The 15,215-nt window shown below is 68.6% G+C and carries 1 protein-coding gene; it reads left to right on the top strand.

All coding sequences use genetic code 11. The features are described from left to right. Nucleotides 1–428: 428 nt before the first annotated feature. On the top strand, nucleotides 429–15,215 hold a 14,787-nt coding region (locus QSK05_RS27145), incomplete at its 3' end, for a non-ribosomal peptide synthetase (RefSeq protein ID WP_285600181.1).

Genomic DNA, 15,215 nt, shown 5'->3' with positions numbered 1-15,215 from the left:
GGTCGGGGTCTGGGCGCAGTGCAAGGGACAACTGGCTGGCCAGCCCCGGTGCGTTGCCGGGAGGTCGGATTCCGTCGCCGTCAGGACATTTTCGGGTCAGGGGATTGACGGGACGGCCCGCGTGGCGTTAATGCGCGTTGTATCGCGAAGCAGGGGTGGGTTGTCGCTCCTGATGGAAAGGCCGCCGGGGCGAAGGGTCTCGGGGCGAAGCGGCCGGTGGCGGGTGCTGCCGGTGTACGAACTCCTCGGCACGTACTCTCCTGGGCGGATTTCCAGGATCGAGTCGCAGGACCCGGTTCTTCGGAGGCTGCGGCTGCCCGTCGCGGTCGGCCGGATGCCGGCGCCCGGAGGTTCGCTCACCGTGCCGGTCTTGTCGTTCGCCTGGATGGCTAGTTAGGTTAGGCGAAGCTAACTTCCTGGAGTTGATGGTGACCAACGGTTCTGTACGTCTCGTTCCTGCTCAGCTCGGCGTGTGGGCCGCCGAGGAGGTGTCACCACAGGCTGACGCGTTCCTGATCTCGCAGGTCGTGTGGCTGGACGGCGAGCTCGACATCGCCTTGCTGGAGCAGGCGCTGGCCAGGGCGGGCGATGAGGCGGACGTCCTGCGGCTGCGGATCCGTAGCGGTGCCGATGGCGAGCCGACGATGGCGCCGGTAGGAGACGCGCCGTGGGTCCAGGTGTCGACGGTGGCATTGAGCGATGACGCCATCCGGGCCGGAGCGGTCGCTCGCTGTCGTGGACTGGGTGGCGATCCGGCCCGGTTCACGGCCGGGTCGGTGCTGCATCCTCGGACGGCGGGGGGCTGGGCCTGGGAGTTTGTCGTCCACCACGTGTTTTTGGACGCCTACGGGCTGGGTTTGTTCACCCGCCGGGTTGCCGAGGTGTACTCCGCGCTGGCGGAGCAGGCGACCGTTCCTGAGCGGTGGTTCGGGAGGTACGGCGAGCTGGTGGGGGCGCTGGTCGAGCAGCCGGAAGCGGATGCTGCGCGGTCGCAGTTCTGGCGGGAACGGTTCGAGCACGCGCACGACACGGCCGGAGCCGGGTTGGGGGCTCGGGAGTCGAGTCGGGGCGAGCGCCCGGAGCGATTCCTCCTGACGGATGCCCGGGCGGGGAGAGTTCTGGGGGACGAGACGGCGGCGGCAGTCGATCGCCTGGCCCGGTCGGCGCGGGTTTCGTGGTCGGACGTGGTGCTGGCGGCGTGGGGTCTGTTCACCGCCGCTCGTCAGGGGCGGGACCTGTTCGCGGTCCGCCTGCCCCAGATGAACCGGCAGGGGCGAACGGCGCTGACGACCCCGGCGATGCTGGTCGCGGCGGCGCCGACGGTGTTCGGCTTCGATCCGGCGGCCCTGTCCGGATCGGTGGCGCAGTTCGTGGACCGGGTGCGTGATCAGTCCCGAGAGGTGGTTCGCCGTTGGGTGGCCGCCGAGGAGGAGCTGGCGCGAGCGTGGCCGTGGGGCGTGGAGGACTATTACGCCCTTCCCCAGCTCAATTTCAAGGCCTTCGACTACGAGTACCGGTTCGGTCCGGTGATGGGCCGGCAGGAGACGCTCGCCAACGGCCCGGTGGGCCGGTGGGACCTGATGGTCTACCGGGATGCGGTGCACGGGTTCCGGTTCGACCTGGCCTCCAGCGACCGGGACCTGGGTCGTGAGGGGGTCGAGAGCTTCCTGGCCGACTTCATGGCCTTCCTCACCCAGATGGTCGCCGCGGATCCGGACCGGCGTGTCTTCGACCTCAATCTGCTCCCCGAACGGGAACAGGCCGAGATCACCGGCTGGCAGAGCGGTCGGTCGGTCGAGGTTCCCGCCGTGACGCTGGACGAGCTGGTGCGCCGGCAGGCCCGGGCGACCCCGTCGGGCGTGGCCCTGATCGATGACCTCGGTGACGTCGTGTCGTTCGCCGAGTTCGACCGCCGGGTCAATGCTTTGGCTGCGCTGATGGTTGATCGGGGGGTACGGGTGGGCGACCGCGTTGCGGTCCTGCTACCCCGGACCGCTGATCTCGTCGTGGCTCTGGCGGCCGTGCTGCGGGCGGGGGCCGCCTACGTGCCGATCGATCCGGACTATCCGGGGGAGCGGGTCGCCGCGATCCTCCAGGACGCCACGCCGGCTCTCCTGGTCACCGGGCGCGCTTCGGACGGCGAGGTGCTGGATGCTGCGTCGGCCTTCCGTCTGATCGCTGCTACGGGCGAGGTTTCGGCGCCGGTACGGGACCGGCCGGTGACCGGTGCGGACCCGGCCTACGTCATCTTCACCTCCGGCACCACCGGCCGCCCCAAGGGCGTATCCGTCAACCACCGCGCGATCGTGAATCGCCTGGTGTGGATGCGTGACGAGTACGCCGTCGGGCCGGGGGATCGGGTGCTGCAGAAGACGCCCGACGGTTTCGACGTGTCGGTGTGGGAGTTCTTCCTGCCCCTGATCACCGGCGCCACACTCGTGGTGGCCCGCGACGGCGGGCACAAGGATCCGGTGTACCTGGCGCAGGTGATCGAGCAGCACCAGGTCACGCTGGCGCACTTCGTCCCCTCGATGCTGACGGCGTTCCTGGCCGCGCAGCCCGATTCGGCCCGGCTGAGGTCTCTGCGGCAGGTGTTCTTCTCCGGTGAGGCGCTGCCCACCGCCTCGGCGCTGGACGCCCACAGGCTTTTCGCCGGTGCCGGTCTGCACAACCTCTACGGGCCCACCGAGGCCGCCGTCGACGTGACCGCCCACCCCGTCGATCCCACCGGCCTGAACGGAACGGTGGTCGTCCCCATCGGTGGGCCCGTGCAGAACACCACCCTCCACGTCCTGGATACCTGGCTACGACCCGTCGGCCCCGGGGTGGTGGGCGAGCTCTACCTCGGCGGAGTACAGATCGCCGACGGCTACCTCGGCCAGACAGGCCTGAGCGCGCAGCGTTTCGTCGCCGACCCGTTCGCCGCCGACGGCTCCCGTCTGTACCGCACGGGCGACCTGGTCCGCTGGAACCACCACGGAGACGTCGAGTATCTCGGCCGCTCCGACGACCAGGTGAAGATCCGGGGGTTCCGGATCGAGCTCGACGAGATCCGTGACGCCCTGGAATCCCACCCGGGCGTGGATGCGGCCGCGGTGGTGGCGTACGACCACCCGGCGGGCGGGAAGTATCTGGCCGCTTACCTGACCGGCCCCGGCGCCGACGATGGCCTGATCGACCACGTGCGGGCACACGTGGCCGGGATCCTGCCCGACTACATGGTCCCGACGACAGTCACTGTCCTGGAAGCTCTTCCCACCACCGTCAACGGCAAACTCGATCGACGTGCCCTGCCCGCACCGGACCTGGGCGCGGCGAGAGGCGCCGGACGGGCTCCGGAAACACCGGTCGAGACCGGCCTGGCCGAGATCTTCTCCGAGATCCTGCAGCTGCCGGTTTCGGCGGAGGACGACTTCTTCTACCTGGGTGGGCATTCACTGCTGGCGACCCGGGTCGTCGCGCGCGCGAACGCCCATTTCGGCGTTGCCCTGACCCTGCGGGAGGTGTTCGAGGCGCCGACCGTGGCCGGCCTGGCCCGGATCGTGCAGGAGCGTCTCGCTGTCCTCGAAGGTGCCCCGATCCCGGATCGGGGGACACCCCGGGTCGGTGACCTCCCGCGTCCCTCATCTCTTCCGGTTTCCTACGGTCAGCAGTCGCTGTGGCTGATCGATCAGCTGGGCGGGCCGGGTGGCCGGTACGTGGTGCCGATGGTGCTGCGTCTGCGCGGCGGCCTCGACGAGGTGGCCCTGCGGGACGCGATCGCGGACGTCATCGGGCGGCACGAGGCGCTGCGCACCCTGCTGGTCGAGGACCAGGGTGAACTGCACCAGGTCGTTCTGGCGCCCGAGGCGGCCGTTGCTGCGCTGGGGCCCCTGAACGCGGATCTGGTACCGGAAAATCAGTACCCCACAGCAGAAATGGTGGACGTCTGGGCCGAGGGGCTGCTTCGGCGCCGGTTCGACCTGGGCGTGGACCTGCCGGTCCGGGCCGCACTGGTGCGGGCGGACGCCGACGAGTGGGTTTTCGTGCTGGCGGTGCACCACCACGCGGTGGACGAGTGGTCGTTCCCGTCGCTGCTGGGGGATCTGTCGGCGGCCTACCGGGCCCGGGCCTGTGGGCAGGCACCGGACTGGGCGCCTCTGGCCGTGCAGTACGCGGATTACGCGGTGTGGCAGCGTGAGGTGCTGGACGGCCCGTCGTCCTCTCTGACCCGAGATCTGGCCTACTGGCGTGAGGTCCTGGCGGAGGTGCCCCCGGAGTCCACGATCACGCCGGACCGGGTGCGTCCGAGTGAACCCACGCATCACGGTGCGGATCTGAGGTTCAGCATCCAGGCCCGCACGGTGACCGGACTGCGGCAGGTGGCCACCGATCAGGGCGTGACCATGTTCATGATCGCCCAGGCCGCCACCGCAGTCGCCGCATCCGTGCTCGGCGCCGGTGACGACGTGGTGATCGGATCGCCGATCGGGGGACGCACCGAGCACGGGCTGGAGGACCTGGTCGGGTATTTCGTCAATACTCTGCCGTTCCGTCACCGTCTCGACCCGGCGTGGGCGATCGCTGATCTGCTGCAGGCGACCCGGCAGACGGTGCTGGACGGTTTCGCCCATCAGGGTGCGCCGTTCGAGGAGATCGCCAAGGCCGCGGGTGTGGAGCGGGCGGCGAGCCGGAACCCGTTGTTCCAGATCATGCTGACGCACTACGTCGGGGAACCGGCTGCGGGCCTGGCCCTGCCCGGTGTCACGGCCACCCCTGCGAAGGTCAGTCTCGGCGCGGTCAAGACGGACATCGACCTGTACCTGGAGGACGACTCCGTCCAGATCCAGGGGTTCCTCACCTACGCCACCGACATTCTGGACCACGACAGCGCTCACCGCTTCGCCCAGACCCTCACCGCCGTCCTCGACGCGGTGGCGGCCACGTCGTCCGCCGTTGATCCCGAGCAGAATCCGCTCCTGGGCGAGCTGCGGCTGCTGCCGGACGCCGAGCTCGACCGGGTGCGCCTCTGGTCGAAGGGACCTGCGGCCGTCCTGCCGCACGCCGACCTCAGCACCTGGTTGCACACCCAGGCCGCCGCTCACCCGGCCCGTATCGCCCTGATCGACGCCGACACTGATCACCGGCTGTCGTACGCCGAGTTCGACGACCGGGTGAACGCCCTGGCCCGCGTGCTGATCGACCGCGGGGTCCGGGTCGGTGACCGGGTTGCTGTTCTCCTGCCCCGCACTCCCGACCTGGCTGTCACTCTCGCCGCGATCCTGCGCGCCGGCGCCGCGTACATTCCGATCGACCCGCAATATCCTCGCGAACGCATCAATGCCATCCTTCACGACGGCGCCCCCGCTCTCCTCGTCACCACTCGCGCAGATACTGATACCGGTGTGGCCGTACTGGCTCTCGACGCCGACGAGGTCCAGGCAACCCTCGCGGACCAGGCTGCGGGCAGAGGCGTTCCGGTGCTGTCACGCCCGCTGACGGGCGCGGACACCGCCTACGTCATCTTCACCTCCGGTACCACCGGACGCCCCAAGGGTGTGGCCGTCAGCCATCAGGCCCTGGTCAATCGACTTCACTGGGGCAACCACACCCAGGACCTCGACACCACCAGCATCACGCTGGCCAAGAGCGGCATCGGTTTCGTCGACGCCTGCACCGAGCTGTTCGGCGCCCTCACCGCCGGCGCCACCGTCGTGGTGCTGCCCGACGCTCACGCCCGCGATGCCGCCACCCTCCTGGCTACCGTTCAGCGCCACCGGGCCACGCACGTCCTCACTGTGCCGAGTCTCGCCGAAACCCTCCTCGCAACGGGTGACGGCCGCCCGCTCAGGCTGAGCAGCCTGCGGCAGTGGACCTCCTCGGGAGAGACGCTCACCCCCCACCTCGCCGCGGCCATGCGGCGGGCCGCCCCGCAGGCTGTCGTCCACAACCTCTACGGCAGCACCGAAATCACCGGTGACGCCACCCACACCGCCCATCACGCGGCCGGGGGTAGCCTCATCGGTCGCCCGGTGTGGAACACGACGGCGACCGTTCTCGACACCTGGTTGCGCCCGGTCGGCCCCGGGGTGGTCGGAGAGCTCTACCTGGGTGGTTTCCAGATCGCGGACGGCTATCTGGGCCAGGCCGGTCTGAGCGCTCAGCGCTTCATCGCCGACCCCTTCGCCGAGGACGGATCCCGGCTCTACCGCACCGGCGACCTGGTGCGGTGGAACCAGGACGGCGAACTGGAATACCTCGGCCGCAGCGACGACCAGGTCAAGATCCGCGGGTTCCGCATCGAACTCGACGAGATCCGCAGCGTTCTGGAATCCCACCCCGACGTCACTACGGCCGCTGTTCTCGCCCTCGACCACCCGGCGGGAGGGAAGTACCTCGCTGCCTACTTCACCTCCGGCTCCGTCGATGCCGGGGTGGCCGACGCAGCAAGGGAACGGGCGCAGCGAGTCCTGCCGGACTACATGGTTCCGGCCGTGTTCACCCGGCTCGCCGAGTTCCCGGTCACGGCCAACGGAAAGCTCGACCGCCGGGCACTTCCGGTCCCGGACCTGAGCACGGCCGGCGGCCGGGCCCCGGCGACCCCGACCGAGAACACGCTGGCCCGGATCTTCGCCGACGTCCTGAACCTATCGGCGAAGGAGGAACTCTCCGTCGACGACGACTTCTTCCGTCTGGGCGGACACTCGCTCCTGGCCACCCGGGTCGTGGCCCGGGCCAATGCCGTCCTCGGCACCACGCTGACCCTGCGGGACCTGTTCGAATCTCCCACGGTTGCGGTACTGGCCCGGGTCGTCGACCGGCATCTCAGCCAGGGCGACATCGCCGCCGGGTCCGGTTCGCTGCCCAGGATCGGGGAACTGGTTCGTCCGGACCGGTTGCCGGTCTCCTACGGTCAGCAGTCGTTGTGGCTGATCGAGCAGCTGGGTGGGCCCGGTGGCCGGTACGTCGTGCCGATGGCGTTGCGCCTGTCCGGTGATCTGGACGAGCAGGCCCTGCTGGGCGCGGTGACCGACGTGGTGGCGCGGCACGAGGCATTGCGGACGCTTCTCATCGAGGACGACGAGGGCTTGCGGCAGGTGGTGCTCACTTCGCAGGAGGCCCTTGCCCGCCTGGATCTGATCACCGGGCAAGATCTGAAGGCCACCGACGACAGGGTGGACGCGTGGGTGGCGGGTGTCCTGCAGCGCCGGTTCGATCTGGGGGTGGACCTTCCGGTCCGGGCCGCATTGTTGCGGGTGGACGGCTCCGAGTGGGTTTTCGTGCTGGCGGTGCATCATCACGCGGTGGACGAGTGGTCGTTCCCGTCCCTGCTGGGTGACCTGTCGGCGGCCTACGCAGCTCGGATTGCCGGGCAGGCTCCGGGCTGGGCACCTCTGGCGGTGCAGTATGCGGACTACGCGGTGTGGCAGCGTGAGGTGCTCGGCGGCCCGTCGTCTCCTCTGGGGCGTGATCTGGCCTACTGGCGTGAGGTTCTGGCCGAGGCCCCGCCGGAGTCGACCATCACGTCCGCCCGGGCCCGTCCGAGCGATCCGACCCATCACGGCGTGGATCTGAGGTTCAGCGTCGAGGCCGGTACGGTGGCGGGTCTGCGGCGGGTGGCCGCCGATCAGGGCGTGACCATGTTCATGATCGCCCAGGCCGCCACCGCAGTCGCCGCATCGGTGCTCGGCGCCGGGGATGATGTGGTGATCGGTTCGCCGATCGGTGGGCGTACGGAAGACGGCCTGGAGGACGTGGTCGGGTATTTCGTCAATACGCTGCCGTTCCGTCATCGGCTGGACCCTCAGCACTCCCTGGCGGGCTTGCTGCAGGCGACGAAGCAGACGGTGCTGGACGGGTTCGCCCATCAGGGTGCGCCGTTCGAGGAGATCGCCAAGGCTGCCGGTGTGGAGCGGGCGGCCAGCCGGAACCCGCTGTTCCAGATCATGCTGACGCACTACGTCGGGGAGCAGGCCCAGGGGCTGGCCCTGCCGGGAATGACGGCGACCCCGGTGGGCGGAAACCTCGCGGCGGCCAAGACCGATATCGATCTCAACCTCGCCGACAACGGCGACGGGATCGAAGGGTTCCTCACCTACGCCACCGAGATCCTCGACCGGCCGATGGTCGACCGGTTCGTGGACGTGTTCACAACGGTCCTGAAGGCCATCGCCTCCGACCCGGCACAGCAGGTGTCTGATCTGGCGCTGCTACCGGGACCTGACCAGACGAACGTGTCGCAGTGGCAGTCGGGTCCGGAGGTTCCGGTTCCCCCGATGACGCTGGACGCGCTGATCCAGCGGCAGATCCAGGCAACCCCGGCCGGGATCGCCCTCGTCGATCACGAGGGCGCTGAACTGTCCTACGCCGCCTTCGATCAGCAGGTGAATGCCCTGGCCGCCGTGCTCGTCAGCCGTGGCGTGCAGGTCGGTGACCGGGTGGCGGTCCAGCTGCCCCGATCCTCCGATCTGGTCGTGGCCCTCGCGGCCGTGCTGCGGGCCGGCGCTGCCTACGTGCCGATTGACCCCGATTATCCGGCTGAGCGGATGGCGGCGATCCTTCAGGATTCCTCGCCGACTCTTCTGATCACCACGTCTGATGCGGTGAACGCTGCTGCCTCGAAGGTGTTGGTGCTGGATGCGGCCGATACCCGTGCGGCGTTGGTGAATGGTGCGGTGGCGCCGGTGCTGTCGCGTGCGGTGTCGGAGTTTGACACGGCGTACGTGATTTTCACGTCGGGGACCACAGGTCGTCCGAAGGGTGTGGCGGTCAGTCATCGGGCGATCGTGAATTTGATCGCCTGGCGGCAGGGTGTGTTCCCGCTGGGGGTGGGGGATCGGCTGTTGCAGAAGAGTTCTGCCGGTTTTGATGTGTCGGTTCCGGAGTTCTTCTGGCCTTTGACGGTCGGGGCGACGGTGCGGTTGATTCGTCCGGGTGGTGACAAGGACGTCGAGTATCTGGCGGGGATTCTGGCCACTGAGCCGGTGGGTTTTGTGGAGTTTGTGCCGGTGGTGTTCCAGGCGATCGTGGCGACGGGGTTTGATCCGGTTGTTTCGCGGTTGCGGCATCTTTCGCTGGGTGCTGATGTTCTGCCGACGGGTCTGGCCCGGAGTCTGCAGGGTTCGGGTATCAATGTGTGGAACACCTACGGCCCGACCGAGGCCGCCGTCGAGACGGTCGGCTTCGACCTGTCGGCCATGGCTCCCGGCCAGGAGACCGTTCCCATCGGTCAGCCGGTCTGGAACACCACCGTGCTCGTTCTGGACTCCTGGCTGCGTCCGGTCGGGCCGGGCGTGATCGGTGAGCTGTATCTGGGTGGGTCCCAGGTCGCCGACGGGTATGTCGGTCAGGCCGGTCTGACCGCCCAGCGGTTCGTCGCTGATCCCTACGCTGCTGATGGATCGCGGCTCTACCGCACCGGAGACCTGGTGCGCTGGAGCCAGGACGGACAGCTGGAGTACTTCGGCCGGGCCGATGACCAGGTCAAGGTGCGGGGTTTCCGCATCGAGCTGGACGAGATCCGTAACGTGCTGGAGTCCCACCCGGAGGTCACGGCAGCGGCCGTTCTGGCCTACGACCACCCGGCCGGTGGAAAGTACCTGGCCGCCTACCTGACCGTCCGCACGGACGTCGGCGAGACGCTGCGGGAGTATGCGGCCGGCATCCTGCCCGAGTACATGGTGCCGACCGTGTTCACGGTCCTGGAAAGCTTCCCGGTCACGGTGAACGGCAAGCTGGACCGTCGCGCACTACCGGTACCGGATCTGTCGGCCGCGTCGGGTGCTGGCCGGGGCCCGCAGACCGCGACCGAGACGGTGCTGGCCGAGATCTTCACCGACGTTCTGAACCTTCCCGATGACCTGACCCTCTCGGTGGAGGACGATTTCTTCCGCCTGGGTGGGCATTCGCTGCTGGCAACCCGGGTCGTAGCTCGCGCGAATGCTGCGTTCAGCGGGGTTCTGACCTTGCGTGAGGTGTTCGAAGCTCCGACGATCGCTTCCCTGGCGGTTGTCGTGGACGAGCGTCTGGCCGCGTCCGGGGGAACGTCGGTGCGGGTGGGGGAGGTTCCTCGTCCGTCGGTGGTGCCGGTTTCGTACGGTCAGCAGTCGTTGTGGCTGATCGAGCAGCTGGGCGGCCCCGGTGGCCGGTACGTGGTACCGACGGTACTGCGCCTCACCGGCGACCTGGACGAGAAGGCCTTGCTGGGCGCGGTCGGCGACGTGGTGGCGCGGCACGAGGCCCTGAGAACTCTTCTGGCCGAACACGACGGCCGGCTGCAACAGGTCATTCTCGACCCCGAGCAGGCCACGGCCGCACTCGACCTCGCACCCACCGACCTGAGCACCGAGAACGTCGACGACACCGATGAAGCAGTGGACGCCTGGGTGGCGGGTTTCCTGCAGCGCGGGTTCGACCTGGGCGTGGACCTGCCGGTCCGGGCCGGGCTGGTGCGGGTGGACGTCGCGGAGTGGGTTTTCGTGCTGGCGGTGCACCATCACGCGGTGGACGAGTGGTCGTTCCCGTCGCTGCTGGGAGACCTGTCCACGGCCTACCGGGCCAGGGTCGGTGGTCAAGCGCCGGAGTGGACTCCGCTGCCCTTGCAGTACGCCGACTTCGCGGTCTGGCAGCGAGAGGTTCTCGGCGACCCGACCGACCCGACATCTCTGCTCGGGCAAGATGTGGCCTACTGGCGTGAGGTCTTCGCGGAGGCCCCGCAGGAATCGACCATCACGCTGAACCGGGCGCGCCCGAGCGACCCGACACATCACGGCGCCGATCTGAGGTTCAGCGTCGAGGCCGCCACGGTGGCCGGTCTACGACGGGTGGCCGCCGACCAGGGCGTGACCATGTTCATGATCGCCCAGGCCGCCACCGCGGTCGCCGCATCCGTGCTGGGGGCCGGCGACGACGTGGTGATCGGATCTCCGATCGGGGGACGTACCCAGGACGGGCTGGAGGACCTGGTCGGGTACTTCGTGAACACCCTGCCGTTCCGTCACCACCTGAACCCTCAGCACTCTCTGGCGGGCCTGCTGCAGGCCACGAAGCAGACCGTCCTGGAAGGGTTCGCCCATCAGGGTGCGCCGTTCGAGGAGATCACCAAGGCTGCCGGTGTGGAGCGGGCGGCCGGCCGGAATCCGCTGTTCCAGATCATGCTCACCCACTACATCGACGAGCCGGGTCAAGGACAGGGGCTGACCCTGCCCGGCGTCACGAGCACCTCGACGGACGGAACGCTCGCGGCGGCGAAGACCGACCTCGATCTGAGCATCGCTGACACCGCTGACGGGATCGAGGGATTCCTGACGTACGCCACCGAGATCCTCGACCCGGTCATGGTGGACCGGTTCCTCGAGGTCTTCACGGCCGTGCTGGACGCCATCGCGACGGATCCGCACCGGCGGGTCTCGGACCTGGCGCTGCTTCCCGAACGTGACCAGGCCGATGTGGCCGCATGGCAATCCGGGCCCGCCGTCGTGGTGCCTTCGACGACGCTGGACGCGCTGGTGCGGCGGCAGGTCGAGACCACGCCGGCCGGGATCGCCCTCCTTGACGATCAGGGCGCCGAAATTTCCTACGCCGACTTTGATCTGCGGGTGAATGCGCTGGCCGGTCTGATGGTGGACCGGGGTGTGCGGGTCGGTGACCGGGTGGCGGTGCTGTTGCCCCGATCGTCGGATCTGGTGGTCACTCTGGCGGCGGTGCTGCGGGCGGGCGCTGCCTACGTGCCGATCGACCCGGACTATCCGCTGGAGCGGGTCGCGGCGATTCTTCAGGACGCTTCGCCGACTCTTCTGGTCACCCTGTCGGGTGCGGTGCAAGTTTCTGCCGCGGCTGTGTTGGTGCTGGATGCGGCCGATACCCGGGCGGCTTTGGTGAATGGTGCGGTGGCGCCGGTGCTGTCACGTGCGGTGTCGGAGTTTGACACGGCATACGTCATTTTCACGTCGGGGACCACAGGTCGACCCAAGGGTGTGGCGGTCAGTCACCGAGCGATCGTGAATCTGATCGCCTGGCGGCAGGGTGTGTTCCCGCTGGGGGTGGGGGATCGGCTGCTGCAGAAGAGTTCTGCCGGTTTTGATGTGTCGGTTCCGGAGTTCTTCTGGCCTTTGACGGTCGGGGCGACGGTGCGGTTGATCCGTCCGGGCGGGGACAAGGACGTCGAGTATCTGGCGGGGATTCTGGCCACTGAGCCGGTGGGTTTTGTGGAGTTCGTGCCGGTGGTGTTCCAGGCGATCGTGGCGACGGGCTTTGATCCGGCTTCCTCGCGGTTGCGGCATCTTTCGTTGGGGGCTGATGTTCTGCCCACGGGTCTGGCCCGGAGTCTGGAGGGTTCGGGTATCAATGTGTGGAACACCTACGGCCCGACCGAGGCCGCGGTAGAAACAGTGGGCTTCGACCTGTCGGCCATGGCTCCCGGCCAGGAGACCGTTCCCATCGGTCAGCCGGTCTGGAACACGTCGGTGGTCGTGCTGGACTCCTGGCTGCGCCCGGTGGGCCCCGGTGTGATGGGAGAGCTCTACCTCGGCGGCGTTCAGGTCGCGGACGGATACCTGGGGCAGGCCGGTCTGAGCGCCCAGCGGTTCGTGGCCGACCCCTTCAGCGATGACGGTGCCCGGCTCTACCGCACCGGTGACCTGGTCCGGTGGAACCAGGAGGGGCAGCTGGAGTACTTCGGCCGGGCCGATGACCAGGTGAAGGTGCGCGGTTTCCGGATCGAGCTGGACGAGATCCGCAATGTGCTGGAGTCTCACCCCGACGTCACGGCGGCGGCCGTTCTGGCCTATGACCACCCGGCCGGAGGAAAATATCTGGCCGCCTACCTGACCACCCGGGCCGATGTGGGGGAAGGCCTGCGGGAGTTCGCGGCGGGAATGCTGCCGGAGTACATGGTGCCGACGGTGTTCACGGTTCTGGAAAGCTTCCCGGTCACGGTGAACGGCAAGCTGGACCGCCGCGCCCTGCCGGTACCGGATCTGTCGGCCGCCTCCGGCGCCGGCCGGGCCCCGGCCACGCCGACCGAGAGCGCTCTGGCCGAGATCTTCAGCGAGGTACTGAATCTCACCTCCGGGATCACGCTCTCGGTCGAGGACGACTTCTTCCGGCTGGGCGGCCATTCACTCCTGGCTACCCGGGTGATGGCCCGCGCCAACGCCGTGCTCGGCACGAGCCTGACCCTGCGCGAGGTGTTCGAGGCGCCCACCGTCGCGTCGCTGGCGACCATCGCCGACCGGCACCTCGACTCCCTTGCCCTCACCAGCAGCGCTGAGGGCACAGTGCTGCCCCGCGTCGGGGAGCTGAAGCGTCCGGACCGGCTGCCGGTGTCCTACGGTCAGCAGTCGCTGTGGCTGATCGAGCAGCTGGGTGGGCCGGGCGGCCGGTACGTCGTGCCCACCGTGCTGCGCCTCACCGGTGATCTCGATCCGGCTGCGTTGCTGGAAGCGGTCACGGACGTCGTGGCCCGGCACGAAGCGCTCCGGACTCTCCTCGTCGAGGACGACAGGGGGTTGTGCCAGGTCGTCCTCGCCTGGGAGGAAGCCGTGAGGCATCTGGAACTGATCACTGCCGAAGAGCTGGGCGCCACCGACGACACCGATGAAGCAGTGGACGCCTGGGTGGCGGGTTTCCTGCAGCGCGGGTTCGACCTGGGCGTGGACCTGCCGGTCCGGGCCGGGCTGGTGCGGGTGGACGTCGCGGAGTGGGTTTTCGTTCTGGCGGTGCACCATCACGCGGTGGACGAGTGGTCGTTCCCGTCGCTGCTGGGAGACCTGTCCACGGCCTACCGGGCCAGGGTCGGTGGTCAGGCGCCGGAGTGGACTCCGCTGCCCTTGCAGTACGCCGACTTCGCGGTCTGGCAGCGAGAGGCCCTGGGAGATCCGCAGGATCCGGAGTCTCGTCTGGGGCAGGACCTGGTGTACTGGGGCGAGGTTCTGGCGGAGGCCCCGCAGGAGTCCACGATCACGCTGAACCGGGCGCGTCCGAGCGACCCGACCCATCACGGCGTGGATCTGAGGTTCAGCGTCGAGGCCGGTACGGTGGCGGGTCTGCGGCGGGTGGCCGCCCATCAGGGCGTGTCGATGTTCATGATCGCCCAGGCCGCGACGGCGGTGGCGGCATCCGTGCTGGGGGCCGGCGACGACGTGGTGATCGGTTCGCCGATCGGTGGGCGTACGGAAGACGGCCTGGAGGACGTGGTCGGGTATTTCGTCAATACGCTGCCGTTCCGTCACCACCTGGACCCTCAGCACTCCCTGGCGGGCTTGCTGCAGGCCACGAAGCAGACGGTGCTGGACGGGTTCGCCCATCAGGGTGCGCCGTTCGAGGAGATCGCCAAGGCTGCCGGTGTGGAGCGGGCGGCCAGCCGGAACCCGTTGTTCCAGATCATGCTCACCCACTACATCGACGAGCCCGGACAGACGCTGAGCCTTCCGGGGATTTTCGCTGCCCCCATGGCAGACACTCTCGCGGCGGCGAAGACGGATCTCGACCTCAGTCTTGCTGATACTGCCGACGGGATCGAAGGCTTCCTCACCTACGCCACCGAGATCCTCGACCGGGCCATGGTCGACCGGTTCGTCGAGGTGTTCACCGCGGTACTGGCCGCCATCGCCACCGATCCGCGACAGCAGGTGGCAGGGCTGAACCTGCTCCCCGAACGTGACCGGATCGACGTACGGGCCTGGCAAGCAGGTCCCGCCCACCCCGTTCCCACCATGACACTGGACGCGCTGGTGCGGCGGCAGGCCAACTCGACGCCGACCGGGATCGCTCTCGTCGATGACCAGGGCTCCGAAGTGACCTACGCCGACTTCGACGCCCGGGTGAATGCCCTGGCCCAGCTGATCATCGATCGCGGCGTGCAGGTCGGCGACCGGGTGGCGGTTCTCCTGCCGCGGTCGGCCGACCTGGTGATCACCCTCGCGGCCGTGGTACGAGCCGGCGGAGCCTACGTGCCCATCGACCCCGACTATCCGCTCGAGCGCATTGCGGCGATCGTTCACGACGCTGCTCCCGCTCTCGTCGTCACCGCCTCCGGGGTGGCGAACCCCGGGACGATGGGTGCCGAGGGCCTGGGCGTAGTGGTGCTGGATGCGGCGGCGACCCGGGGGGCTTTGGTGAATGGTGCGGTGGTGCCGGTGTTGTCGCGTGCGGTGTCGGAGTTGGATACGGCGTACGTGATTTTCACGTCGGGGACGACGGGTCGTCCGAAGGGTGTGGCGGTCAGTCATCGGGCG

Origin of the sequence: Kineosporia sp. NBRC 101731, from assembly GCF_030269305.1 — a bacterium.
In the GTDB taxonomy this organism is placed as follows: Bacteria; Actinomycetota; Actinomycetes; order Actinomycetales; family Kineosporiaceae; genus Kineosporia.
The sequence above is the reverse complement of the archived record's forward strand: the minus strand, read 5'-3'. Positions and strand labels throughout refer to the sequence as shown.